The sequence below is a fragment of the Streptomyces sp. NBC_01508 genome (assembly GCF_045040315.1).
Taxonomy (GTDB): Bacteria; Actinomycetota; Actinomycetes; order Streptomycetales; family Streptomycetaceae; genus Streptomyces.
In genome coordinates, this window is sequence record NZ_CP109419.1 from 6887692 (window position 1) to 6911082 (window position 23391).

The following is a 23391-nucleotide window of genomic DNA, read 5'->3' on the forward strand; positions in this document are numbered from 1 at the left end:
CACGCCCAGCACTCGGTAACCTTGTGCGGGGGCGTACTGACGTCTGGGCGTCCGGAAACGACCCCCCGAACGTCCCGAGAGTGTCGCGCGAACGACCTCGCGTACGACTCCGCGCCCCGTGAACCAGGAAGGTGTCCGCCCCCGTGGAAACCGCTGCAACCGACGCCAGGACCGCCCCGGCCGCCGTGATCGTCGCCATCGACGGGCCCGCGGGCACCGGCAAGTCGAGCACGTCCCGGTCCGTGGCCACCCAGCTCGGACTGAGCTACCTGGACACCGGCGCGCAGTACCGGGCGATCACCTGGTGGATGATCAGCAACGGCATCGACGTCCAGGACGCCTCGGCCGTCGCCGTGGCCGCCGACAAGCCGGTCATCGTGTCCGGCACCGACGCCTCGAACCCGACGATCACCGTCGACGGCGCGGACGCCTCCGGTCCCATCCGCACCCAGGAGGTCACGGCCAGGGTCAGCGCGGTCAGCGCCGTCCCCGAGGTACGGGCCGTCATCACCGAACTCCAGCGCTCCATCGCCGCCGGCGCCGACGGCGGCATCGTCGTCGAGGGCCGCGACATCGGCACGACCGTGCTGCCCGACGCCGACCTGAAGGTCTTCCTCACCGCCTCGCCCGAGGCGCGCGCCGCGCGCCGCAGCGGCGAACTGAAGGGCAAGGAGGCCACGGACCTCGCCGCCACCCGGGAAGCGCTGATCAAGCGGGACGCGATCGACTCCACCCGTAAGACGTCCCCGCTGGCCAAGGCCGCCGACGCGGTCGAGGTGGACACCACCGACCTCACGCTCCAGCAGGTCATCGAGTGCGTCGTCACCCTGGTCGAGGAGAAGCGGGCGGCCCGGTGAACGGACCCTCCCGGCCTCGTAGGACCGCACCCTCCCCGAAGGGCGCGGCGGTGGGCCGCGGCATCGGCATCGGACTGATGTACGGCCTGTGGAAGCCACGGGTGCTCGGCGCCTGGCGGGTCCCGGCGGCCGGCCCGGTGATCCTTGCCGTCAACCACTCGCACAACATCGACGGGCCGATGCTCATGGGCACCGCGCCCCGGCCCGTGCACTTCCTGATCAAGAAAGAAGCCTTCATCGGTCCGCTCGACCCGTTCCTGCTGTCCATCGGACAGCTGAAGGTGGACCGTACGACCACCGACCGCGCCGCCGTCACCGACGCGCTCGGGGTGCTCAAGGGCGGCGGGGTCCTGGGGATCTTCCCCGAGGGCAGCAGGGGCGAGGGTGACTTCGCCTCCCTGCGGTCCGGGCTCGCGTACTTCGCCGTACGCACCGGGGCGCCGATCGTCCCGGTGGCGGTGCTGGGGAGCACGGAGCGCCGCGGGCGGCTGATAGGCGCGCTGCCGCCGCTGCGCGGCCGTATCGACGTCGTCTTCGGGGACGCGTTCCACGCGGGCGACGGGAGTGGCCGGCGCACGCGTCAGGCGATGGACGACGCCACGCTGCGGATCCAGAAGCGGCTGACCGCCCATCTGGACAACGCCAGACGCCTCACCGGGCGCCGGGCAGGACTTGAGTAGTGCAGCGCGCTGGCGCGGTGCACCGATCACGATGAACGAGGTACGGACTTCATGAACGACCATATTGACTCCGGCGACTCCGGGAACTCCGGCGACGAGCACGGAGAGCTTGGCGACGCCGAGTACTCGGAGTTCATGGAGCTCGCCGCCCAGGAGGGCTTCGACCCCGAGGAGATCGAGGGCGCGATCGGCGAGGCCGGCCACGGTCCGCTGCCCGTCCTCGCCGTCGTCGGCCGCCCCAATGTCGGCAAGTCGACCCTGGTGAACCGCATCATCGGTCGCCGCGAGGCCGTCGTCCAGGACAAGCCCGGCGTCACACGCGACCGCGTCAGCTACGAGGCCGAATGGGCCGGGCGCCGCTTCAAGGTCGTCGACACCGGCGGCTGGGAGCAGGACGTCCTCGGTCTCGACGCGTCCGTCGCCGCCCAGGCCGAGTTCGCGATCGAGACCGCCGACGCGGTGGTCTTCGTCGTGGACTCCACGGTCGGCGCCACCGACACCGACGAGGCCGTCGTCAAGCTGCTGCGCCGCGCGGGCAAGCCCGTCGTGCTGTGTGCCAACAAGGTCGACGGGCAGAGCGGCGAGGCCGACGCGACGGCCCTGTGGTCGCTGGGTCTCGGCGAGCCGTACCCGGTGTCCTCGCTGCACGGCCGCGGTACGGGCGACATGCTCGACGCCGTTCTGGAAGCGCTGCCCGAGGCGCCCGCGCAGACCTTCGGCACGACCATCGGCGGCCCGCGCCGGATCGCGCTCATCGGCCGCCCGAACGTCGGCAAGTCCTCGTTGCTGAACAAGGTCGCGGGCGAGGAGCGCGTCGTCGTCAACGAGGTCGCGGGCACCACCCGTGACCCGGTGGACGAACTGATCGAACTCGGCGGCACGGTCTGGAAGTTCGTGGACACGGCGGGCATCCGGCGCCGCGTCCACCTCCAGGAGGGCGCCGACTACTACGCCTCGCTGCGTACGGCCGCCGCCGTGGAGAAGGCCGAGGTCGCCGTCGTCCTGATCGACACCGGCGAGTCCATCAGCGTCCAGGACCAGCGCATCATCACGATGGCCGTCGACGCGGGCCGCGCCCTCGTCGTCGCGTTCAACAAGTGGGACACCCTGGACGAGGAGCGCCGCTACTACCTGGAACGCGAGATCGAGACCGAGCTGGCGCAGATCGCGTGGGCCCCCCGCGTCAACGTCTCCGCGCGCACCGGACGGCACATGGAGCGCCTGGTCCCGGCGATCGAGACGGCCCTCGCGGGCTGGGAGACGCGCGTGCCGACCGGCAGGCTCAACGCCTTCCTCGGCGAACTCGTCGCCGGGCACCCGCACCCGATCCGCGGCGGCAAGCAGCCGCGCATCCTGTTCGGTACGCAGGCGGGCACCCGGCCGCCCCGGTTCGTGCTCTTCGCGTCCGGCTTCATCGAGGCGGGCTACCGGCGGTTCGTGGAGCGCAGGCTCCGCGAGGAGTTCGGCTTCGCCGGCACGCCGATCCACATCTCGGTACGGGTGCGGGAGAAGCGCGGCCGCAAGAAGTGACACGCGGTCGGTGACCACAGATGCCGGTGGGCCTGGAGCGGATGTCATCCGCTCCAGGCCCACCGGCATCTGCCGTACGGCCGACGACGCGGCCGACGACCGGGCTCACAGGCCCCGGCGGGGGGCCGGTGGCAGGGCCGCCTGCGGGCGGCCTCCCTGATACGGCCGGCCGCCGCTCTGCCACGCGCCGGCGAACGGGCCGCCCTGCCGGCCCGAGGACCCGTGCATCCCCGTACCGAAGGCGGTGAAGCCCAGACTCTCCTCACCGCTGCGATCACCCGGAAGCGTCCTGAACGACCGCAGGTACTCGGAGTACAGCGCGTCGTAGATCGGCGTGGCCGAGTATCCGGACGAGTACCCGGCCGGGGGGTCCTGGGCCGGGCGCATGGCGGGGACCTGGGGCTGGTACTGCTGGCGAGAACGGTCGTATGAGTGCACGTAGGAGCCAACGACCCCGTCGTCCGTCGGATGCGGCCTGACGCGCGAAAATGCTGGTCGCGACGGGTGGGAGGCCGGATCGGCGGGCGTCCGGGCCGGGTCCCCGGCGCGCTCCCGACGCTCCTCGGCGCGGTGCTGCCCGCCCCGGTGTTCCCCGCCGCCGTGTCCGCCGCCGTGCTCACCGCCGCCGTGCGGCTCCCCGTACCGCTCCCCGGCCCGGCGCTCCCCCGAGGGGGCTCGTCCCTCGTCCGTCACGTGCCGGCCAGCGGCATCGCCGCCGCCACCAGACGCCCGTCCGCCGCCGCCTTGTCCAGCGCGTCGCGCAGCAGGTCCTCGCGCGGCTGCTGGCCGATGGAGCCGACCGGGGCGGCGAAGACCAGGACGGTCCGCGACTTGTTGGCGGCGGCCCGCCAGTCGCCGGTGACCTGGAGCGGCTGGTGCGCCTGCCACCAGGCGACGGGTGTGCCGCCGCCGGTGCCGGGCTGGAGGACCGCGTGCAACTGGCCCATGGCGAGCAGCACCGACCAGCCGGACAGCGTGCCCGGAGGCCGGCTCAGATCGCTCACCGGCTGGAAGCCCTGCTCCGCGAGGAGCGGCAGGAACTCGTCCTCGTCACCGGCCGAACCGGGCCGGGCGATGGGACCGGTCGGTTCGACGACGAGCGCGGGGTGCAGCTGGTTGTCGATCAGGACCAGACCGCTGGTGACACCGAGGACTGCCTGCTCGCCGCCGGCGCCCTGAGCCTGGGGGTCACCGCCGGTGATGCTGCGGACGGCGCCCTGGAGCTGGTCCTCGGCCACCTTGACGACCTGGGAGGGGATGCAGCTGGCGTGGGCGAAGGCCAGGACGGCGGTCTCCTCGCCGATGAACAGCACCGTGCTGGTGCGTTCGGTTTCGGAGTCGCCCGGGGTACGGCAGGAGGTGCAGTCGTAGCTGCCCGGGGAGTTCTCGCCGACGAGCAGGCGATCGGCTTCTTCGTCGCCGATCTCGGCGCGTACGTCTTCGCTGACGTCGAGCATGCGCGGCACGGGTGGCTCCTCGAACTCGGTGCGTGGGCCGGGCTGTTCCCGGCTCGTAAAGAGACAACGGGTGAGCTGTCGCCGGGGTCACGCGCGAAGCCGGACGAATCGAACCGCTCGTCCCGCTCGCACGTACGGGTGAAGCTTCCGGCGCGGCTCACGCCCGCGGCGGGACGGGCCGGTCCCCGCCCTACTGTCGCTCCAGGCCGACCGGGGAGGACGCGGGAGAACGCAGGAGAAGCAGGAGAACCAAGGAAGCCAAGGAAACCAAGGAAGCCAAGGAAACCAGGAGAAGCAGGGAGACACCGCGAGCCCATGCACATCTCATTTCTGCTCCACAACGCGTTCGGGGTCGGCGGAACGATCCGGACCACGTTCAATCTCGCGAGGGCGCTCGCCGAGCGGCACGACGTCGAGATCGTCTCGGTCTTCCGCCACCGCGACGAACCGGCCCTGGGCGCACCCGAGGGCGTCCCGCTCCGCCAGCTCGTCGACCTGCGCGCGAACAGCGGCGGTTACGACGGCGGGCACCCCGACATCGAGCGGCCGGCCACGGTCTTCCCGCGCGGCGACGGGCGGCACAAGCAGTACAGCCGCCTCACCGACATCCGTATCGCCGAGCACCTGCGGTCGTTGACGGCCGACGTCGTCGTCGGCACCCGGCCGGGCCTCAACTGCCACATCGCCCGCCAGACCCGGCGCGGCCCGGTCCGCGTCGGCCAGGAACACCTCACGCTGGACAGTCACAGCCACCGGCTGCGCCGCGAGATCGCCCACCGGTACCCGCTGCTCGACGCCGTCACCACCGTCACCGAGGCCGACGCACGGGCCTACCGCGCCCGGCTGAGCCTGCCCGGCGTACGGATCGACGCGGTGCCGGGCAGCGTGCCCGCGCCCACCGTCGCCCCCGCCGACTCCACCGGCAGATACGTCGTGGCGGCGGGCCGGCTCACCCCGGTCAAGCGGTACGACCTGCTGATCGGCGCCTTCGCCAAGGTGGTGGCCGCCCGGCCCGACTGGCGGCTGCGGATCTACGGCGCGGGCGACGCGACCGGCGACGAACGCGCCACGCTGCGTGCCCTGATCGAGGAGCACGCCCTGTACAACCACGTCCATCTGATGGGGACGGCGAACCCGCTGGAGCCCGAGTGGGTCAAGGGGTCGATCGCCGCCGTCACATCGAGCCGCGAGTCCTTCGGCATGACCATCGTGGAGGCGATGCGCTGCGGTGTGCCGGTCGTCTCCACCGACTGTCCGCACGGTCCGGGCGAGATCATCGAGGACGGGGTCGACGGCCGGCTGGTGCCGGTCGGGGACGTGGACGCGATCGCCGGGGGGCTCCTCGCGCTGATCGAGGACGACGAACTGCGGCGGCGTACGGGCCTGGCGGCCGTCGAGTCGTCCGCCCGGTTCGACCCGGCGCGGATCGCCGAACGCCACGAGGAGCTGTTCGCCGCGCTGGTCGCGCGGGGCCGCAGGCACACGGGAGCGCGTGCGGCGGTGCTGGGAACCGTACGGCGCGGCCGTGGCCTCCTCGCCGGCGGGACGCGCACGGTGCGCGAGCTGGCGGCGGCGGCTGTCCGCAAGGGGCGAGCCGGGTGAGCGCCCCCACCGCGCACTGCGTCGCCGACGCGGCGGGCACCGTCACCTTCGAACTGACCGGAGCCCATCAAGTCCCCGGATCCACTGCCGAGTTGCTGCTCAGGAGGCGCGGCGGCGGCACCCCGGCGGACGAGGTACGGCTGCCACTGACCGCGCGGCGTGCCGTACTGGACCGGGGCACCCCTCTCGCCGAGGGCCGCTGGGACGTCCTCCACGTCACGGGGCCGGGCGCCCGCGACGGACGGCCCGTCCGCCCCGGCACCAGGGACGTACGCGCCCTGGTCGACCGCGTCCCCGGTAGCGGTCCGGTCGCCGTCCGCGTCCCGTACCCGACCGCCGACGGCCGCCTCGCGCTGCGCTGCTGGGTCCGCGCACCGCACGCGGAGGCCGGGGCGCTCCACCTCGCGGACGGCTCCATGACCGTGCGGGGCGTGCTGTACGGCGCCGAGCCGGGCCATGGCGCTACGGCCGAGGCGCGGTGGTGCGGGAGCCCCCGCGCGGGCGGTACGGCGCCCCGTACGCACCGGGTCCCCGTGACCGCCGGCGCGGGCGGCGCCTTCGCCTTCACCCTGCCGTACGCGGCGCTGGCCGAACCGCCCGTCTCGGAACGGCGGTTGTGGGACCTGTGGCTGCTGCCCGAGCCCGGCGCGCCCGCCGTCCGGCTCGCGCGGATCCTGGACGACATCTGGGACCGCGAGCGCGTCCACGTCTACCCGGCGCACCGGGCGGACGGCTGGCTGGCCGCTCCCCGCTACTCGGGCGACAACAACCTCCGGGTATGCCTGGCCCCGGCGGACTGACACCGTCGACCGTGCCGTCGCGGACAGTCCCTGTCCGCGACGGCTGGCAGAATCGGCGCATGCTGGAGACCTCGGCCCGCCTGCTCCGCCTGCTTTCCCTGTTGCAGGCCCACCGCGAATGGTCCGGCCCCGATCTGGCCGAGCGCCTCGGGGTGACGCCGCGCACCGTACGGCGCGACGTCGACCGGCTGCGCGAGCTGGGCTATCCGGTGAACGCCGCCCCCGGCACCGGCGGCGGCTACCGGCTCGGCGCCGGTGCCGAACTGCCGCCGCTCCTGCTGGACGACGAGGAGGCCGTCGCCGTGGCCGTGGGGCTGCGTACGGCGGCGGGCAACGGCGTCGACGGCATCGGCGAGACGTCCGTGCGCGCGCTCGCCAAACTGGAGCAGGTCCTGCCGAGCCGGCTGCGCCGCCGGGTCGGCGCGCTCAACGCCTTCACCGTCCCCATGCTCCGGGGCCCGGGACCGACCGTCGACGCGAGCGTCCTCACCGAGCTGGCGAACCTCTGCCGGGACGGCGAGCGGCTGCGCTTCGACTACCGCGACCACGCCGGCTCCGCGAGCCGCCGCACCGTGGAGCCGCACCGGCTGGTGTGCACCGAGCGCCGCTGGTATCTGGTCGCCTGGGACCTGGACCGCGCCGACTGGCGTACGGTCCGGGCCGACCGCATCACCCCCAGGCCCCCGCACGGCCCGCGCTTCCCGCCCCGGGAACCGCCCGCCGAGGATCTGGCCGGCTATGTCTCCGAGGGCGTCTCCACCCGCGTCTACGCCTCGTCGGCGGTGATCAGGCTCCACGCGTCGGCGGCGGAGGCGGCGGAAGTGGTGTCACCGTCCGCCGGTGTGCTGGAGCCGGTCGACGAGCACAGCTGTCTGCTGCGTACCGGGGCGGGCGGTCTCGACGTGATGGTGGTCCATGTGATGCTCCTCGGCATCGACTTCGACGTGGTCGAACCACCGGAGCTGACGGAGCACATGAGGACGGCGCGGGACCGCCTTTCCCGGGCGCTGGGGGACGCTCCGTAACGCTGGAGTCACTGTGTCCGCCGTCATCCGGAAGGTGTCGTACCGCCGATGATTGTGCGAGGGAGAGGTGAATTCCGTACGGCGTGTCAAATACCGGCGGGCCGTCGGACGAGGGAATTCGGGACGCGGAAAATACGGTGATCTTCGAGTCTGCCGAATTGCTTATCGCTTACTTACGGCCGACGTGTGAACAGCGGTCCGAAGGCATGGGGGAGTGGCCGAACACGTGTTGTGATCCTGTGACACAAGTGTGACCGCCGTCGTACGTAAGTGCGTAGGGACGGTGATCGGACATCGGCCCGGCGCCGCCCCTCCGTCACCGTCCGCCGTCGTCCGCCGGCCGAGCCGGGACGGCCCGGAAGCCCTACGCTGAGCCGTATGGCATCGATACCGACACCTCCGGCACAGCCCGACGACACCCCCGACTCGTACGTGGGGCTCGCCGCCCCCGAGGCCGGGCGGATCGCCCGTGAGCGTGGCTGGACCACCGTCAGGGCGCTGCCGCCGGGCGCCATCATCACCCTGGAGTACCTGCGGGGGCGGCTGAACTTCGAGGTCGAGAACGACACCGTCGTCCGCTGCTGGCTGGGTTGACCCGGCCGGGCGGGCGACACCCCGGCGTACAGGCGCACTTGGCACGACGGCACAGGACCCCGGCGGTACGTCCGCCGGGGTCCTGTGCCGTTGCTTCGGTCCGTCGCTTCGGTCCGTCGCTTCGTCCGGGCTCAGCCGCCGGTCACCGGCCGCGAGCGTGGCGGGCGGCGGCTGCCCGCCGGGGTGATCGGGGTCCGTTCGGAGCGTGCCGTGGCGTGCGGCCGGGGCTGGGTGAGCTGGCCGGTGGTGTTCCGGCCGCTCGCGTTGCGTCCCGTGTGGGCCGTGCCGACCGTCGCGCGGCCGGCGTCCTCGTCCTCCTGCGCCGGGAGCTGAGGGACTATCACGGGCCAGGGCCCGCCCGCCGGTACGGGCTCGGTGGCCGCTCCGCCCCGTTCCCGCAGCCGTTCCCGCCACTGCTCGCGCACGGCGAGGAGTGCCGCTTCCGTACGGGCGATCGTCGGCTCGAACCACGGCAGGGCGAGCAGGATCAGCAGACCGGCGACCCAGCCGAGCAGGACGTCGCTCAGCCAGTGCGTGCCCAGATAGACGGTCGTCGCGCCGACGCCGAGGGCAACCACGGACGACCCGATCGACAGATAGCGCCTGGCCCGGGGCGTGGTGGCCAGATAGGCCAGGATTCCCCAGGTCACCACGGCGTTCGCGGTGTGGCCCGAGGGGAATATGTCGCCGCCCGCGAAGAGTTCGGCCGATCCGATCTGCGTCGCGTAGTGCGGACCGAGCCGGCCGAGGCCGAGCTTCACCGCCCCCACGGTCACGTTGAGCAGCAGCAGTGAGGCGCCGAGAACCAGCAGCGGACGCAGTGTGTGCTGGCGCCAGGACCGCCAGCCCAGCCAGGCGGCGATCATCACGGCCGTGGGGCCGCGCTGGCCGAGCACCACGAAGTAGTCCAGGAACGCGTGCAGTTGCTGCCACTGCTGGTACGGCCGGAACAGCATGATCTTCCAGTCGAGGGTCACCAGCCAGGACGAGGCGAGAACGGCGACGACGATGGCGAGATAGAACGCCAAAGTCCCGCCGAAGAGAGTCGCGCGGGTACGGCTCATCCGCGGGATCTCTATCTTCGGCGGCTCCGGCTCCCGGTCCAGTCGGGCGAAGATGTCGGTACGCACCTAATCGACGTTACAGCGAGTGAACGGCCGACTCGGTCGTTCCAGTCTCTTTGTGATGACGATGTGATGTGGAGTGTGTCTCGGATCGCTGTTTATCCGAGGCCGTTCCGCAATTTCAAGTGACCTTGTGCCCTATTGCTCGTGGCGGGGTCCCGGTAAGTGTCTTTGTGCACAACGGAATTAGTTCACCGTGGCGCCGCACGGAATTTTCCGACCGCTTGACCGAGGCTTGACCGCGCCGGGGTGACCCCCCGGCCGCACGCCGTCCGCCGGCGTACGCGACACTTCGACGTTCGACGAGGTGAGACGGGCCACGTCCGGGGCAGACGAACTCGCGTACGCTGTCCGCGCACTCGCCCGTCGATGCCGGGCCGCCCGGGGCAAGTCGTCACCGCCCCACCAGGCCCGCCGAGCGCGAGGACTCATGGGGAGGTACGGAGATGTCCGGGATCACCACGGCCGGAACGCGGCTGCGTGCCGCCGTCGGCGGCGGTGCCCACGGCGACGTCAACCGCTGGGCCGTCCTGGTCGTCCTGTGCGTCAGTCTCCTGCTCGTCGCGCTCGACGCGACCGTGCTGCACGTCGCCGTCCCCGCCGTCACCGAGGACCTGCGGCCCAGCGGCGTCGAGCTGCTGTGGATCGTGGACGCCTACCCGCTGGTCTGCGCCGCGCTGCTGATCCTCTTCGGCACCCTCGGCGACCGGATCGGCCGGCGCCGGGTCCTGCTCGTCGGTTACGGGATCTTCGGGCTGGCATCGGTGGCCGCCGCCCTCGCCGGCTCGCCCGGCATACTGATCGCCGCCCGCGCCCTGCTGGGCATCGGTGGCGCGATGATCATGCCCGCGACGCTCTCCATCCTCCGTACCGTCTTCCCCGACCGGCGCGAGCGCGCCATGGCGATCGGCATCTGGACGGCGGTCGCCGCCGTCGGCGCCGCGACCGGACCGGTGCTCGGCGGGTTCCTCGTCGAGCACTTCTGGTGGGGCTCGGTCTTCCTGATCAATGTGCCGCTGATGGCGCTGATCCTCCCCGTCGGCCGCTTCCTGCTTCCCGAGTCGAAGGGCGACTGCGAAGGACCGTGGGACGTGGTCGGCGCGCTGATGGCGGCGGCCGGGGTGCTCGGCGTCGTCCTCGGGGTGAAGCGCCTGGGCGCCGGCGCCTCGATGCTCGACGTCAAGACCTTCGGCCCGCTGCTGCTCGGCGCGGTCCTGATCACCCTCTTCGTACGGCGGCAGAGACGCCGGAAGCATCCGCTCATAGACGTGACGATGTTCGCCAGGCCGGCCTTCTCGACCTCCGTGGGCTGCATCGTGCTCGCCATGCTCGCGCTGGTCGGCCTGGAGCTGATCGCCGTCCAGTACCTCCAGCTGGTGCTGGGGCTCGGTCCGCTGGAGACCGGACTGCGGCTGCTGCCGCTCACCTTCGCCGCCATGGCGGCCGGCGCCACCGGCTCGCACACGCTGCGCCGGATCGGCCCGCGCCGGATGGTCGCCTGCGGGTTCGTCCTCACCGCGATCGCCGTGCTGCTGCTCGTGATGATGGACCAGCACGACCGGCCGTGGCTGCTGACGACGGCCTTCGTGCTGCTCGGATTCGGTCTCCAGTCCACCCTCTTCGGCGCGTACGAGTCGATGCTCAGCGAGGCACCGCCCGAACAGGCGGGCGGCGCCGCCGCCATCGGCGAGACGTCCTACCAGCTCGGCGCGGGGATGGGTATCGCGCTCCTCGGCAGCGTCATGAACGCGGCCTACGCGCCCGGCCTGACATCCGGCGCGGTCGAGGGGGTCCCGGCGGCGGCGGGTTCGGCCGCCGCCAACTCGCTGGGGGAGGCGTACCAGGTGGCCGCCCAGCTCGGCGGCCCGGCGGGGGAGGCCCTGCGGATCGCGGCCCGGCACTCCTTCGTACACGGTCTGCATGTCACGCTCCTGGTCAGCGCGGGTCTGCTGCTGCTCGGCGCGGTGGCGGCGCTGCGGCTGCCCCGGCTGATGGACTGCGGGACACCGCCCTGCGGCAAGGACGACGGCGTGGCCGGTGGCGGCGTACCGGCGTCACGCGACGGAACGGAGGTCGCGGCCGCGGTCGCGGCGGGCCGGAGCCCCGTGCGTGGCGGGTCTGGACGGGCGACGGCCCTGCGCCGTAATGTCGGCGCCGAGTCTAACTAGCGCTGCTAGTTTTACCGACATCCCGCGAGCCGCCGGAGGCAGCCCCATGTCCGCACCCTCAGCGTCGACGCCGTCCTCGAAGCCGTCCTCGAAACGTCCGCCCTTCGACCCGCGCGACCCCCTCGGCCTCGACGATCTGCTGGAGCCCGAAGACCTGGCCGTCCGCGACACCGTGCGCTCCTGGGCCGCCGACCGCGTCATGCCGCACATCGCCGACTGGTACGAGCGCGGCGAGCTGCCCGAGATCCGCGAGCTGAGCCGGGAACTCGGCTCCCTCGGCGCGCTCGGCATGTCGCTCCAGGGTTACGGCTGCGCGGGTGCCAGCTCCGTCCAGTACGGGCTCGCCTGTCTGGAGCTGGAGGCCGCCGACTCCGGGATCCGCTCACTGGTCTCCGTACAGGGCTCCCTCGCCATGTACGCGATCCACCGCTTCGGCTCCGAGGAGCAGAAGCGGCGCTGGCTGCCCGGCATGGCGGCCGGCGAGATCATCGGCTGCTTCGGTCTCACCGAGCCCGACCACGGCTCCGACCCGGCCGGGATGCGCACGTACGCCAAGCGCGACGGCACCGACTGGGTGCTCACCGGCCGCAAGATGTGGATCACCAACGGCTCGGTCGCGGGCGTCGCCGTCGTCTGGGCGCGGACGGACGACGGGATTCGCGGGTTTCTCGTCCCGGCCGGCAGCCCTGGCTTCTCCGCGCCCGAGATCAAGCACAAATGGTCGCTGCGTGCCTCGGTCACCAGCGAACTGGTCATGGACGAGGTACGGCTCCCCGCCGACGCCGTACTCCCCGAGGTCACCGGGCTGCGCGGGCCGCTGAGCTGTCTGAGCCACGCCCGTTACGGGATCGTCTGGGGCTCGATGGGGGCGGCGCGCGCCAGTTTCGAGTCGGCGGTGGAGTACGCGAAGACCCGCGAACAGTTCGGCAGGCCGATCGGAGGCTTCCAGCTCACCCAGGCCAAGCTCGCCGACATGGCGCTCGAACTGCACAAGGGAATCCTGCTCGCCCACCATCTCGGCCGGCGCCTGGACGCGGGGAAGCTTCTTCCCGAGCAGGTCAGCTTCGGAAAGCTCAACAATGTGCGGGAGGCGATCGAGATCTGCCGTACCTCGCGCACGATCCTCGGGGCCAACGGGATCTCGCTCGAATATCCCGTGATGCGGCACGCGACGAATCTGGAGTCGGTGCTCACCTATGAGGGCACTGTAGAGATGCACCAGTTGGTGCTGGGCAAGGCACTCACCGGTCTGGATGCCTTCCGGTGACCGGGCGTGACCCGGTGAGCGCCCCGCTCAGCTCTGGTTGAAGAAGCCGTCCCGCCCGTGGGTCGGGGACTCCCCGCTGACGATCTCGGTGTCGGCGGGGGTCAGCAGGAACACCCGGGTGGCGACACGGTCGATCGAGCCGCGGAGGCCGAAGATCAGTCCGGCGGCGAAGTCGACGACGCGCTTGGCGTCGGCGGGCTCCATCGCGGTGAGGTTCAGGATGACCGGGACGCCCTCGCGGAAGAGTTCGCCGATGCCACGCGCGTCCCGGAAGCTCTCCGGGGAGACGGTGGCGATCCTGCGCTCCTGTTCGGGAGCGGCCTCGGCGGCGACCCGCACCCGCGGATCGGTCTTCCAGGTGTCGTTGTTTCCGGCACCCTCGGAGTACTCGTCGTCGTAGTACCGCTCGTCGTTGTCCTCAACGAGGCCCAGCCAGGCACTCGCCTTGCGCACCGATCCCATGGACGCCTCCTTTCACCGCGGTCGCTTGTGGTTCCGCATCCCTATGGTTGTCCATGATGCGGATTGCGCGCCAAGTGGATTGTCGCCGCGCAGGGGATTCGTGACGGTACTGGTGCAGAAGATATGGCGATTCGTCAGGGTTCGTCCTGCGTGCGGGGCCTGACGTAATGAAAATATGAAAGTCCAGCCAGACGGGTGATGGTGGGGACGTACGGGTGAACGGGTGGCTCGATACGATGCCTGGCGCACCGTCGAACGACACCTGGGGGAACCGTCGTGTTCGGAATTGTGAGGCCTTGCGGCCATCGGCTCACGGAAGGGCTCAAGACCGAGTGGATGGCCCATCTGTGCGGGCTGTGCCTGGCACTTCGCTCGGACCACGGACAGTTCTCCCGCATCGTCACCAACTACGACGGCCTGATCGTCTCCGTCCTGACGGAGGCTCAGACCGAGCGCGACACCGGACGGCGCCGCACAGCTGGCCCTTGCCCACTCCGCGGCATGCGAACCGCTCCGGTCGCGAAAGGCGAGGGAGCGCGCCTCGCTGCGGCCGTCTCGCTGGTGCTCGCCTCGGCGAAGGTACGGGACCACGTCGCCGACGGGGACGGGGTGTTGAAGCGCCGGCCGGTGGCCGTCGCCGCGCGCCGAATAGCGGGCGGCTGGGACCGCGCGGGCGCGCGCACCGGCGCGGAGCTGGGCTTCGACACGGCGGTGCTCGTCGACGCGGTCGACCGGCAGAGCGGCATCGAGGCGCTCGCCGGGCCGGGTACCGGGCTGCTCACCGTCACCGAGCCGACCGAGACGGCGACCGCCGCCGCGTTCGCGCACACCGCCGTACTCGCTGGCCGGCCGGGCAACATGGCGCCGCTCGCCGAGGCCGGCCGGCTCTTCGGGCGGCTCGCGCATCTGCTGGACGCCGTGGAGGACCAGGGAGCCGACGCCGCGTCGGGTGCCTGGAACCCGCTCACGGCGACCGGTACCTCACGCACCGAGGCGCGCAGGCTCGCGGACGACGCGCTGCACGGTATCCGGCTGGCGCTGCGCGACGCGGAGTTCGTGGACGACAAACTGGCGCATGTGCTGCTGGCGCACGAGTTGCGGACGTCCGTCGACCGCGCCTTCGGAACGTCGTCCTGCTCGCACCAGGGGCGGGCGAGCGCCCAGGGCGGGGGCGGAGATCCGTACGGTGCGCATGGTCCGTACGGCTCGAACAACCCGTACGGGGGCGGGAATCCGCCCGGTGGCGGCAACCCCTACGGCGGCGGTGGGCCGGGTGGCCCCGGTGGTTCCGGGCCCGACCTCCTTCCCCGGCCGCCCCGGCCGGAGCGGCGCGGCTTCTGGGCCGGCTGCGCGGTGGCGATCGGCCTCTGCTGCACCTGCCAGATCTGCTGCGCCTCGGAGTACGAGGGACCGTGGTCGCGCGAGAAGCGCGAGGGCTGTGTGGACTGCGCGGACTGCGGCTGTGAATGCTGTAGCTGCGGTTGTGACGGCTGTGACTGCTGCGGCTGCGACTGCTGAGTCCCGGCCGTCGGCCCGCCCGTGTGGAAGGCTGCGTCGGCATGAGCACAGACACTGACCCGGATCCCGTGCGGAACTGGAAGAACTGGCACGAACGCCGCGTCGCCTCGGTCTCGGCGCCGCACGGACCGCTCTCGCTGACCGGCACCCACTGGCTCTCCGAGTACCCGGAGGGTCGAATTCCGGCCGTGCCCGGTGTGTGGCGAGAGCGTGGTGACGACGTGTCACTGATCGCCACGGCCGACGACGGGCTCACGGTTGACGGCCGGCCGCTGACCGGTGAGGCCGTGCTGACCGCCGACCGGGGCCCCATCGATGACTCCCGCGTCGCCCACGGCGGACGCAGGCTGGTGGTCATGCGCCGCGAAGGGCTCTGGGCGGTCCGTGACTTCGACCCGGACTCCCCGGCCCGCAGGGCGTTCGTGACCGTCGAGGCCACGCCGTACGACGGCCGCTGGGTGCTGCCGGGCCACTTCCGCCCGTACGACGAGAGCCGCACCGTGCGCGTCGGGAACGCCGACGGGCGGGAGCGCGGTCTCGGGCTCGCGGGCCAACTGGCCTTCTCCGTGGGCGGTACGGAACACACGCTCCAGGTCGCCGTCGAGCCCGACGGGTCCCTCTGGGCGGTCTTCGCCGACGGCACCAGCGGGCTGACCAGCTATCGCTTCCGCTTTCTGCGGCCGTCCCCGCCGGCCGCGGACGGCACGGTGACCGTCGATCTCAACCGGGTGCTGCTGCCGCCCTGCGCCTTCGCCGAGCACTTCATCTGCCCCTTCCCGCCGCCCGGGAACACGCTGCCGTTCGAGGTCCCGGCGGGGGAGCGGAACGCCGTCCTTCGCTGAGAGCCCCGGCCCCTGGGGACAGCCCCGGTCCGCGCCGCGCGGACCGGGGCTGTCGCGCCATGTGGGCAGCGCGCGGGCCGTGCGGCGACGGTGCGATTTCAAGACGCAACGGTGATATTTCGGCCGGTGAGATGGCCGAAAGGAGCCCTTGTGCGGCTGGTTGGCCCGCCGGCCCGGCCGGCTGAGCCGGAACGAGGCTGAGCCGGAACGAGGTTGAGAAGAGTCCCCGCCCGTGAGCTCCGGGCGGGGACTCGACGCGTTTGTGGGGGTTGAACTCCGTTGTTCGATGGGTGATTTCAAGACAGGACTAGTCCTCACCCGCTGCCGAACCGGTGATTGCGCCGAGTGTTCACGAATGGAACGGCCAAGCCCTGACCTCCGCACGTGAACAGGGCGGGAGGGAAATGAACCCGTCGTGTGCACGTCCTGAAGTCGGCCTTGTGTGCTACTGGCGAGTTTAGGAATAGTGGGCGCCTCGTCCTCCGCGTCACCGCACCCCACATGCGATGACGCGGCCCCCACAGGAGGTACCAGTTGAAGCACCGACGCATTTCCAGGAAGCGCGTGGCGATCGCGGGCAGCGCCGTCACCGCCATGGTCGTGGCCGGGATTTCCTTCCAGACTGCGAACGCGAGTGAGGACACACCCGCCGTAACGGCCAAGACGCTGTCGGCGCCGGCGGCCGGAAAGCTCGCATCCAGCCTCGCCGATGATCTCGCCGGCGACACGGCCGGCTCGTACTACGACAGCAAGACCAAGGCCCTGGTCGTCAACGTCGTGGACGAGAAGGCCGCCGAGACCGTGCGCGAGGCGGGCGCCAAGGCGAAGGTCGTGGCGCACTCCCTCGCCGAACTGAAGGACGCCCGCGGCTCCCTCACCGGCAAGGCGAGCACCCCCGGCACGGCCGTGGCCGTCGACCCGGTGACGAACAAGGTCGTCGTCACGGCGGACAGCACGGTCAAGGGCGCCGCGCTCAACAAGCTCACCAAGGCCGTGCAGAAGCTCGGCGCCAAGGCCGAACTGAAGAAGACCGCCGGGGAGTTCAAGAAGTTCATCGCCGGCGGCGAGGCCATCCACTCCGGTGGTGGCCGCTGCTCCCTCGGCTTCAACGTGACGGTGGGCGGCGCGCCGCACTTCATCACCGCGGGCCACTGCGGCACGGCGGGCAGCTCGTGGTCCGACTCCGCGGGCGGCGCCGAGATCGGCTCCATGGTCGACTCGCAGTTCCCGGGCGACGACTTCGCCCTGGTCGAGTACACCGGTTCGGCGGACGCCCCGAGCGCCGTCGACCTGTACGACGGCACCACGCAGGAGATCACGGAGGCCGGCGACCCCACCGTCGGCCAGTCGGTCTCGCGCAGCGGCTCCACCACCCAGGTGCACGACGGTGAGGTCACCGCGCTCGACGCCACCGTGGACTACGGAGGCGGCGACGTGGTCGAGGGCCTCATCCAGACCACGGTCTGCGCCGAGCCCGGCGACAGCGGCGGCTCGCTCTTCGCGGGTACCACCGCGCTGGGTCTGACCTCGGGCGGCAGCGGTGACTGCTCCTCGGGTGGCGAGACGTTCTTCCAGCCGGTGCCGGAGGCGCTCGCGGCGTTCGGTGCCACGATCGGCTGACCGTACATCAGCACGCGAAGGCCCGGTCCGCCGTTGAACGGAAGTCATCGGCGGGCCGGGCTTTCCGGCGCGGTGGCCGGGTTGGTCTCACCGGGTCCGGCCGGTGGCCGGTTCGTCCTCAAGCGCCGGACGGGCCTTCTTTCGCAGCACCGCCATCGCCGGTGTGATCGCCGTCCCCGCCACGGCCCAGGCGCAGAGCACCAGCAGCGGCCCGGTGACCGCGTTGCCGTGGAAGTACGCGATCGAGCGGGCCACCCAGGTGCCCGCGCCCGGTGGCAGGGCGGGGCCGATCGACCGCCAGAAGTCCGGCAGCAGCGGGAGCGGGAAGGCGCCGCCCGCGCTCGGATTGCCCGCGACGACGATCAGCAGGATCGCCAGGCCGATACCGACGACCCCGAAGACGGCCTGAAGGGCCAGGGTGGCCGCGCCGACCGCGAAGACGGTGAGCGCGCCGAGCCCCCACAGCCCCACGACGCTGCCGGGCAGCGCGCCCAGGACCGGGCCGGCGATGACGGCGCCGAGCAGTCCGGAGACCACGGCGTACAGGCCCGTGACCACCAGCCGGATCACCGCCCGGCGGCCGTTGGACGGCCGGGCGCCGGCGCTGATCGCGAGGATCGCCGCGCACAGATAGCCGCCGACGCACCAGCCGACGACCAGGTAGAAGGAGGAGAGACCGTCGGCGTCGCCCTTGGAGGCGGGCGCGACGTCGTCGACCGTGAGGGACCGCTGCTGCTGTCTCTCGACCTCTCCGAAGATTCTCAGCAGGAGCTGGGTCTCGGTCGCCCCCTGGCCGGAGGCGACCAGCAGCGTGTCCCGGGCCGATCGCGGGTCCACGACGAGGGCGGCGTCGATGTCCCGGTTCAGCATCTGCCGGCGCGCGGTCGCCTCGTCGGGGAGCGTGCGCGGGTCGAGCGGTCCGCCCGGCAGCTTCCGCAGCTCGGCGGCCAGCTGGTCCGCGGTCTGCCCGGGGGCGACCACGGCGACCTTCACGTCCCGGGCCTTGGGGCTGTGCAGTGCCCCGATGTAGGAGGTGATGAACAGCATCTGGAGCGCCAGTACGCCGATCACGAGCAGTGCGGCCCGCACGGTGACGGCGCCGCGCACCTCGTCGGCGAAAGTCGTTCCCTCGGTCGTTCCCTCAGCCGCGCCCTCGGTCGTGCCCTCGCGAGTCATGGGCCCCACGCTCCGGCCCCTCCGGTGTTCCCGCAGGTGGGAGGGGTCTGAATGGCTGACGAGCCATGATGTAGCACAAACGTTCGATACTCATCTATGGTGGGAGCGGGGGAGGTGAGAACGGGATCGATCAGGAGGTGCGGATGGCCGGGTTCACGCATCTCCATACCGTCTCGGGGTTCTCCCTGCGGTACGGGGCCTCCCATCCCGAACGGCTGGCCGAGAGCGCCGCCGCACGCGGCATGGACGCCCTCGCCCTGACCGACCGAGACACCCTCGGCGGCGCCGTCCGCTTCTCCGAGGCGTGCGAGGAACGGGGGATCAGGCCGCTGTTCGGAGTGGAGCTGGCCGTGGCCGAGCCGGCGGACGAGCCGGTACGCGAACGCGGCCGGGCCGCCCCCGCCGTACGACGGCGCACCCCGGTGCGCGGCGGCGCCTTCGTCGACGAGTCCGCGCCCCGTACCGTCTTCCTCGCCCGTGACGGCGCCGCCGGCTGGGCCGACCTGTGCCGGCTCGTCACCACCGCGCACGCCGCCGGGGACGGTGGCCCGCTGCTGCCCTGGCAGGACAATCACGGCGCGGGCGTCACCGTGCTCCTCGGCCCCGACTCCGGTGTCGGCCGGGCGCTGGCCGCCGGCCGGATCGGCCGGGCCGCCCGGCTGCTCGCCGCCTGGCGCGAGATCTACGGCGACGCCCTGCGCCTGGAGGTCGTCCACCACGGGCGCGCGGGCACCGGGCCGGGATCGCTGCGGCATGCCGCCCGTACCCTCGGCTTCGCCGTCGAACAGGGCGTACGGGCCGTGCTCGGTAACGCCGTACGCTACGCCGACCCCGGCCAGGGCCCGGTCGCCGATGTCCTCGACGCGGCCCGCAGGCTGGTGCCCATCGACCCGCGCAAGGGCCTGGACACCGGGGAGCGCTGGCTCAAGGACCCGGCGGCGATGGCCCGTACCGCCGAGCTGGTGGCCGAATCGGCCGGGCTCGGGCCGGGCACCGCGCACCGGCTGCTGGCCATGACCCGGGAGACGGCCGAGAGCTGCCGGGTCGACCCGAAGGGCGATCTCGGCATCGGCGGTGTCCACTTCCCCGAGCCGAGGCTGGTCGGCGCCGACCGGCGGACCGCCGCGCGGGTGCTGCGGTCGCGGGTGGCCGCGGCCATGGTGCTGCGCGGCTACGACCGGAACCGTGCGTACTGGGACCGCGCGGAGGCCGAGCTGGGCACGATCGAGCGGCTCGGCTATCCCTCGTACTTCCTTACCGTCGCCCAAGTGGTGGACGACGTGAGGGGGATGGGCATCCGGGTCGCGGCGCGCGGCTCCGGGGCCGGCTCGCTGGTCAACCATCTGCTGGGGATCGCCCACGCCGATCCGGTCGCGCACGGACTGCTGATGGAACGTTTCCTCTCCGAGCGTCGGCGCGCCGACGCCCGCGGCAGATTCGAACTGCCGGACATCGACATCGACGTCGAGTCCGCCCGGCGCCTGGAGGTCTACCGCGCGATCCTCGACCGCTTCGGCCCCGAGCGGGTCGCCGCCGTCGCGATGCCGGAGACCTACCGGGTCCGCCACGCCGTACGGGACGTGGGCGCCGCCCTGTCCATGGACCCGGCCGAGATCGACCGGATCGCCAAGTCCTTCCCGCACATCCGGGCGCGCGACGCCCGCGCGGCGATGGACGAACTGCCCGAACTGCGCGAGGTGGCAAGGGAGTCGCGGCAGGAGGGGACGCCGCACGGCCGGCTGTGGGACCTGGTGGAGGCGCTGGACGCGCTGCCGCGCGGGATGGCCATGCACCCCTGCGGAGTGCTGCTCTCCGACGCCTCGCTGCTGCGCCGTACGCCGGTCGTGCCGACCAGTGGCGAGAGCTTCCCCATGTCCCAGTTCGACAAGGACGACGTCGAGAAGCTGGGGCTGCTCAAGCTCGATGTGCTGGGCGTGCGGATGCAGTCGGCGATGGCGCACGCGGTCGCCGAGATCGGGCGCGCCACGGGCGAGAGGCTGGACATCGACGATCCGGCGCAGGTACCGGAGGGCGACCCGGAGACGTACCGCCTCATCCGCTCCGCCGAGACCCTCGGCTGCTTCCAGATCGAATCGCCCGGCCAGCGCGATCTGGTCGGCAGGCTCCAGCCCGCCACCTTCCACGACCTGGTGGTCGACATCTCGCTCTTCCGGCCCGGCCCCGTCGCCGCCGACATGGTGCGGCCCTTCATCGAGGCCCGGCACGGCCGCGCGCCCGTCCGCTATCCGCACGAGGATCTGGCGGAGCCGCTGCGCGAGACCTACGGCGTGGTCGTCTTCCACGAGCAGATCATCAAGATGGTCGACATCATGACCGGCTGCGGCCGGGAGGAGGCGGACCGGGTGCGCAGAGGGCTCTCCCATCCCGAGTCGCAGGCCGGGATCCGGGTCTGGTTCGAGGCGGCGGCCGGGAAGAAGGGGTACGGCCCCGAAGTCGTCGGCCGTGCCTGGGAGATCATCGAGGCCTTCGGGTCGTACGGCTTCTGCAAGGCGCACGCCGTCGCCTTCGCCGTGCCGACGTACCAGTCTGCCTGGCTCAAGGCGCACCATCCGGCGGCGTTCCTCGCCGGGCTGCTGACGCACGACCCCGGTATGTATCCGAAGCGGCTGCTGCTGGCGGACGCGCGGCGGCGCGGGGTGCCGGTGCTGCCGCTGGACGTGAACCGGTCGGCGGCGGTCCACCGAATCGAACTGGTGTCCGGTGGCGGTGGTTGGGGGGTGCGGCTCGCGCTCTGTGACGTCCACGGCATCAGCGAGGCCGAGACCGCGCGGATCGAGGCCGGACAGCCCTACTCCTCGCTGCTGGACTTCTGGCAGCGCGCCAGGCCCGGCCGCCCGGTCGCCGAACGGCTGGCGCAGGTGGGCGCGTTGGACGGGTTCGGCGCCAACAGACGGGATCTGCTGCTGCATCTGTCCGAACTGCACGGCGCGACGCGGCGGGCGGGCGGGCACGGGGACCAACTCCCCCTGGACGGGGGGCGGCGGACGGCTCCCGCCGGGCTGCCCGACCTGGGCGACGCGGAGCGGCTGAGCGCCGAACTCGGCGTCCTCGGCATGGACGCGTCCCGCCATCTGATGGCGGACCACTACCCGTTCCTGGCGGAGTTGGGCGTGCTGTCGGCGAAACGGCTGCGGGAGGCGCCGCACGGCGCGACCGTCCTGGTCGCCGGCGCCAAGGTGGCCACCCAGACCCCGCCGATCCGCTCCGGCAAGCGGGTCATCTTCACGACGCTGGACGACGGTACGGGCCTGGTCGACCTCGCCTTCTTCGACGACAGCCACGAGGCGTGCGCGCACACCGTCTTCCACTCCTGGCTGCTGCTGGTGCGCGGAGTGGTGCAGCGGCGCGGCGCGCGGAGTCTGAGCGTGGTCGGCGCGGCGGCCTGGAACCTCGCGGAGCTGGTCGAACTGCGGGAGAAGGGCGGCCTGGAGGCGGTCGCCGCCGCGCTGGACGCGCCGGCGCCGGGGCCGGGTCCCGAGAGCACGGTGGACAACGGGCGGCGTATCGAGATGCCCACGGGTTACGCGATGAACCCCTGGGCCGATCTCCAGCCGCCCGGCGAAGGGCTGCCCACCGGAAGGAAGTTGTGGCACTCAAGCCCGGGGAGCGCGGGATGATCCTCTGCGTACGGTTCCACCGGTACCACCACGAGGGCGAGAGAGGCATCGAGGCCGCCCTGCCCGCCCTGCTCGGGCTGATCGAGGACCTGAGCCCGGTCGTCCAGGCGCTGCCGCCGGACTCCGCGCTGGTCGATGTGCGCGGCGCCGAGCGGTACTTCGGGCAGGACGCGGCCCAGATCGCCGCCGTCCTGCGGGTACGGGCGCTCGCGCATGTCGGGGCGGGCTGCGCGATCGGCGCCGCCGCCGGCCCGATGCTCGCCAGGATGGCCGCACACCAGGCGGCGCCGGGCACCACGCTGACGGTCCCGGACGAGGAGCGGGCGGTCGCGGAGTTCCTGGGGCCGCTGCCGGTCGCGGCGCTGCCGGGGGTCGGCGCGGCGACCGCCCGTACGCTCCGCTCGTACGGACTCGGCACCGTCGGGAGGGCGGCGGCCGTACCGCTGTCGACACTGCAACGGGTCGCCGGGGTGCGGATGGGGCGCGAGGTGTACGAGAAGGCCCACGGCATCGACCGTACGACGGTCGTCCCGAACGCGTCCGCCCGCTCGCTCGCCGCCGAACGGGCCTTCCCCCACGACGAGTTGGACCAGGTCCGGCACCGGTCGGCGCTGCTCTCGATCACCGAGGAGCTGGGCGGCCGGATGCGGGGCGAGGGGCAGGTGTGCCGCTCCCTGACACTCACGGTGCGGTACGCCGACCGCTCCACGACGACCCGCGCCCGTACGCTGCGCGAACCCACCGCGCACTCCGCCGCGCTCATCGGCGCCGCCTACCGCATCCACGACTCGCTCGGGCTCCAGCGGGCGCGGGTACGGGCACTGTCGCTGCGGGCCGAGGGGCTGACCCCGGCCGAACGGGCCACCCGCCAGCTCACGTTCGACCCGGTGGACGACCGGGCGCGCCGCGTCGAGGCGGTGGCGGACCGGGCCCGCGCGAGGTTCGGGGCGAAGGCGGTCGTCCCGGGGACGCTCGCGGTACGCCGCCTGGCCTCGGCGGTCACCCGAAGTCACCGGGAAACCGGCAGGTAG

General features: G+C 72.3%; 19 protein-coding genes. 14 read left to right on the forward strand and 5 right to left on the reverse strand.

Annotated features, from left to right (window positions below; all coding sequences use genetic code 11):
• Window positions 1-131: 131 nt before the first annotated feature.
• Genes cmk through der form a run of 3 tightly spaced genes read left to right on the forward strand, consistent with a single transcriptional unit; the run spans window position 132 to window position 3067 of the window.
• Entirely contained in the window at window positions 132-857 is a 726-nt protein-coding gene (cmk, locus tag OG700_RS31760) for a (d)CMP kinase (RefSeq protein WP_405619585.1), read from the forward strand.
• Window positions 815-1537: a lysophospholipid acyltransferase family protein gene (locus OG700_RS31765; RefSeq protein WP_405619587.1), complete on the forward strand. Its 723-nt coding sequence runs from the start codon at window positions 815-817 to the stop codon at window positions 1535-1537. The genes cmk and OG700_RS31765 overlap by 43 nt, the downstream gene beginning before the upstream one ends.
• 51 nt (window positions 1538-1588) lie before the next feature.
• Window positions 1589-3067 (forward strand): ribosome biogenesis GTPase Der, encoded by a 1479-nt coding sequence (gene der / locus OG700_RS31770; protein WP_405619589.1) that lies wholly within the window; start codon window positions 1589-1591, stop codon window positions 3065-3067.
• A gap of 105 nt (window positions 3068-3172) precedes the next feature.
• On the opposite strand, the gene OG700_RS31775 is transcribed toward der, so the two are convergent.
• Together OG700_RS31775 and OG700_RS31780 are read right to left on the reverse strand one after the other, a co-directional pair.
• On the reverse strand, window positions 3173-3760 hold the full coding sequence (locus OG700_RS31775; protein WP_405619591.1) for a hypothetical protein: 588 nt from the start codon (window positions 3758-3760) through the stop codon (window positions 3173-3175).
• Window positions 3757-4533: a hypothetical protein gene (locus tag OG700_RS31780; RefSeq protein ID WP_405619593.1), complete on the reverse strand. Its 777-nt coding sequence runs from the start codon at window positions 4531-4533 to the stop codon at window positions 3757-3759. The genes OG700_RS31775 and OG700_RS31780 overlap by 4 nt, the downstream gene beginning before the upstream one ends.
• 306 nt (window positions 4534-4839) lie before the next feature.
• On the opposite strand from OG700_RS31780, the gene OG700_RS31785 reads away from it, so the two are divergent.
• The 4 genes from OG700_RS31785 (at window position 4840) to OG700_RS31800 (ending at window position 8545) form a co-directional block, all read left to right on the forward strand.
• Window positions 4840-6126: a glycosyltransferase family 4 protein gene (locus OG700_RS31785; RefSeq protein ID WP_405619594.1), complete on the forward strand. Its 1287-nt coding sequence runs from the start codon at window positions 4840-4842 to the stop codon at window positions 6124-6126.
• Window positions 6123-6926, forward strand: a complete 804-nt coding sequence (locus tag OG700_RS31790; RefSeq protein ID WP_405619596.1) for a hypothetical protein — start codon at window positions 6123-6125, stop codon at window positions 6924-6926. The genes OG700_RS31785 and OG700_RS31790 overlap by 4 nt, the downstream gene beginning before the upstream one ends.
• A 59-nt stretch (window positions 6927-6985) precedes the next feature.
• On the forward strand, window positions 6986-7951 hold the full coding sequence (locus OG700_RS31795) for a helix-turn-helix transcriptional regulator (protein ID WP_405619598.1): 966 nt from the start codon (window positions 6986-6988) through the stop codon (window positions 7949-7951).
• 378 nt (window positions 7952-8329) lie between these two features.
• Window positions 8330-8545 carry an I78 family peptidase inhibitor gene (locus OG700_RS31800; RefSeq protein ID WP_405619600.1) on the forward strand — a complete coding sequence of 72 codons (216 nt, stop codon included), beginning with the start codon at window positions 8330-8332 and terminating at the stop codon, window positions 8543-8545.
• A 131-nt stretch (window positions 8546-8676) separates the two neighbouring features.
• On the opposite strand, the gene OG700_RS31805 is transcribed toward OG700_RS31800, so the two are convergent.
• The gene (locus tag OG700_RS31805; RefSeq protein ID WP_405619602.1) at window positions 8677-9675 is read right to left on the reverse strand and encodes a phosphatase PAP2 family protein; all 999 of its coding nucleotides are present in this window, start codon (window positions 9673-9675) and stop codon (window positions 8677-8679) included.
• A gap of 440 nt (window positions 9676-10115) precedes the next feature.
• On the opposite strand from OG700_RS31805, the gene OG700_RS31810 reads away from it, so the two are divergent.
• Together OG700_RS31810 and OG700_RS31815 are read left to right on the forward strand one after the other, a co-directional pair.
• A complete protein-coding gene (locus OG700_RS31810; protein WP_405619604.1) occupies window positions 10116-11837 on the forward strand; it encodes an MFS transporter in 1722 nt (573 codons plus the stop codon).
• 46 nt (window positions 11838-11883) lie between these two features.
• The gene (locus OG700_RS31815; protein WP_405619606.1) at window positions 11884-13104 is read left to right on the forward strand and encodes an acyl-CoA dehydrogenase family protein; all 1221 of its coding nucleotides are present in this window, start codon (window positions 11884-11886) and stop codon (window positions 13102-13104) included.
• 27 nt (window positions 13105-13131) lie between these two features.
• Here OG700_RS31815 and OG700_RS31820 read toward each other — a convergent pair whose 3' ends face one another.
• The gene (locus OG700_RS31820) at window positions 13132-13566 is read right to left on the reverse strand and encodes a cell division protein SepF (protein WP_405619608.1); all 435 of its coding nucleotides are present in this window, start codon (window positions 13564-13566) and stop codon (window positions 13132-13134) included.
• A 276-nt stretch (window positions 13567-13842) separates the two neighbouring features.
• On the opposite strand from OG700_RS31820, the gene OG700_RS31825 reads away from it, so the two are divergent.
• From OG700_RS31825 to OG700_RS31835, 3 genes are all read left to right on the forward strand, one after another.
• Window positions 13843-15084, forward strand: a complete 1242-nt coding sequence (locus tag OG700_RS31825; RefSeq protein WP_405619610.1) for a DUF5685 family protein — start codon at window positions 13843-13845, stop codon at window positions 15082-15084.
• A gap of 41 nt (window positions 15085-15125) precedes the next feature.
• Window positions 15126-15926: a DUF1684 domain-containing protein gene (locus OG700_RS31830; RefSeq protein ID WP_405619612.1), complete on the forward strand. Its 801-nt coding sequence runs from the start codon at window positions 15126-15128 to the stop codon at window positions 15924-15926.
• A gap of 534 nt (window positions 15927-16460) precedes the next feature.
• Window positions 16461-17546, forward strand: a complete 1086-nt coding sequence (locus OG700_RS31835) for a S1 family peptidase (RefSeq protein ID WP_405619614.1) — start codon at window positions 16461-16463, stop codon at window positions 17544-17546.
• Between the two features lie 87 nt (window positions 17547-17633).
• Here the strand turns inward: OG700_RS31835 and OG700_RS31840 are convergent, their stop codons facing one another.
• Entirely contained in the window at window positions 17634-18722 is a 1089-nt protein-coding gene (locus tag OG700_RS31840) for an ABC transporter permease (protein WP_405619616.1), read from the reverse strand.
• A gap of 143 nt (window positions 18723-18865) precedes the next feature.
• On the opposite strand from OG700_RS31840, the gene OG700_RS31845 reads away from it, so the two are divergent.
• On the forward strand, window positions 18866-22360 hold the full coding sequence (locus OG700_RS31845; protein ID WP_405619618.1) for a DNA polymerase III subunit alpha: 3495 nt from the start codon (window positions 18866-18868) through the stop codon (window positions 22358-22360).
• Window positions 22357-23391: a DNA polymerase thumb domain-containing protein gene (locus OG700_RS31850; protein ID WP_405622135.1), complete on the forward strand. Its 1035-nt coding sequence runs from the start codon at window positions 22357-22359 to the stop codon at window positions 23389-23391. The genes OG700_RS31845 and OG700_RS31850 overlap by 4 nt, the downstream gene beginning before the upstream one ends.

Bases quoted from the DNA above. Each gene is read 5' to 3' on its own strand.
- OG700_RS31845 (WP_405619618.1), top strand. From the start codon at position 18,866: ATGGCCGGGTTCACGCATCTCCATACCGTCTCGGGGTTCTCCCTGCGG.
- OG700_RS31815 (WP_405619606.1), top strand. From the start codon at position 11,884: ATGTCCGCACCCTCAGCGTCGACGCCGTCCTCGAAGCCGTCCTCGAAA.
- der (WP_405619589.1), top strand. From the start codon at position 1,589: ATGAACGACCATATTGACTCCGGCGACTCCGGGAACTCCGGCGACGAG.
- OG700_RS31785 (WP_405619594.1), top strand. From the start codon at position 4,840: ATGCACATCTCATTTCTGCTCCACAACGCGTTCGGGGTCGGCGGAACG.
- OG700_RS31810 (WP_405619604.1), top strand. From the start codon at position 10,116: ATGTCCGGGATCACCACGGCCGGAACGCGGCTGCGTGCCGCCGTCGGC.
- OG700_RS31850 (WP_405622135.1), top strand. From the start codon at position 22,357: ATGATCCTCTGCGTACGGTTCCACCGGTACCACCACGAGGGCGAGAGA.
- OG700_RS31840 (WP_405619616.1), bottom strand. From the start codon at position 18,722: ATGACTCGCGAGGGCACGACCGAGGGCGCGGCTGAGGGAACGACCGAG.
- OG700_RS31800 (WP_405619600.1), top strand. From the start codon at position 8,330: ATGGCATCGATACCGACACCTCCGGCACAGCCCGACGACACCCCCGAC.
- OG700_RS31795 (WP_405619598.1), top strand. From the start codon at position 6,986: ATGCTGGAGACCTCGGCCCGCCTGCTCCGCCTGCTTTCCCTGTTGCAG.
- OG700_RS31830 (WP_405619612.1), top strand. From the start codon at position 15,126: ATGAGCACAGACACTGACCCGGATCCCGTGCGGAACTGGAAGAACTGG.
- OG700_RS31820 (WP_405619608.1), bottom strand. From the start codon at position 13,566: ATGGGATCGGTGCGCAAGGCGAGTGCCTGGCTGGGCCTCGTTGAGGAC.